The organism is Dactylosporangium sp. NPDC050588 (genome assembly GCF_040654975.1).
Classification (GTDB): domain Bacteria; phylum Actinomycetota; class Actinomycetes; order Mycobacteriales; family Micromonosporaceae; genus Dactylosporangium; species Dactylosporangium maewongense.
In genome coordinates, this window is record NZ_JBFAJA010000235.1 from 1 (window position 1) to 1,421 (window position 1,421).

1 protein-coding gene is annotated in these 1,421 nt (G+C 73.0%); it reads left to right on the top strand.

Features of this window, described 5'->3' with window-relative positions:
* Positions 1-45: 45 nt before the first annotated feature.
* Positions 46-1,421 (top strand): AMP-binding protein (locus tag AB0I21_RS57480; protein ID WP_360574536.1); only part of this gene is annotated, 1,376 nt, incomplete at its 3' end.

Here is a 1,421-nt window from a genome sequence, read left to right on the forward strand (position 1 = left end):
GATGTGCCGATCGGGACGGTGGTCGCGGGTCGTACCGACGAAGGCTTGGACGATCTGGTCGGGTTCTTCGTCAACACCCTGGTGATGCGGACGGACCTGTCGGGGGATCCGTCGTTCGTGGAGTTGCTGGGTCGGGTGCGGGAGGCCGGCCTGTCGGCGTTGAGCAACCAGGATGTGCCGTTCGAGCTGCTGGTGGAGGAGCTGGCACCGGCGCGGTCGCTGTCCCGTAACCCGCTCTTCCAGGTCATGCTGGCGGTCGAGAACACCGCCGCCGCCGTCCTCGACCTGCCCGGCGTGCGCGTCGGCGGAGCGGCGGCGCCGGCGGTCGCCGGGCCGCCGCGCACGGTTACGACGACGTTCGACCTCGACCTGACCGTCGAGGAGACGACCGGCGGGCTGCGCGGCCAGCTCATCGGCTCCACCGACCTGTTCGACGCCGGGACCGTCGGCACGCTGGCGGCGCGCGTCGTGCGGGCCCTCGAAGCGGTCCTCGCCGACCCGACCGCACCGATCTCCACAGTGGACGTCCTCGACGGCGGCGAACGCCACCAGGTCCTCACCGGGTGGAACGACACCGCCGCCGGGTGGTCACCCGCCACGCTGCCCGGCCTCTTCGCCGAGCAGGTCGCCCGCGACCCCGACGCGGCCGCGGTCGTCTTCGACGGCGTCGAAGTCACCTACGCCGACCTCGCCGCCCGCGCCGGCCGGGTCGCCGCGCACCTGCGCCGGCTCGGCGCCGGCCCGGAGACGGTGGTGGCGGTCCAGCTGCCCCGCGGCCTCGACCTGATCGTCGCGACCCTGGGCGTGGTGCAGGCCGGCGCCGCGTTCCTGCCGATCGACCTCGACCTGCCGGCCGAACGGGTCGATTTCATGCTCGCCGACGCCGGCGCCCGGATCGTCCTGTCCGACGTGGACGCCCCCGACGCCGACTGGCAGGAGGCCGAGGTCCTGCCCGACAGCCCGGCGTACGTCATCTACACGTCCGGGTCGACAGGCACCCCCAAGGGCGTCGTCGTCCCGCACGCGGCCGTCGTGAACACGCTGCGCTGGCTCGCCGCCGACTACGGGCTGAACGCGTCCGACCGGGTCCTGTACAAGACCCCGGCGAGCTTCGACGTGTCGGTCGAGGAGCTCTTCCTGCCCCTGACGATCGGCGCCACGCTGGTGGTGGCCCGGCCCGGCGGCCACCGCGAACCCTCCTACCTCGCCGGGCTGATCCGCGACGAGGGGGTCACGTACGCGGAGTTCGTGCCGTCGCTGCTGCGCGCGATGCTCGACGAGCCGTCCACGGTGGAGTGCCGATCGCTGCGGCACGTGCTCAGCGGGGGTGAGGAGCTGACGACCGCGGTCCGGGACCGGTTCTTCGAGGTGCTGCCGGATGCCCGGCTGTACAACACGTACGGCCCGACGGAAGCCGCGAT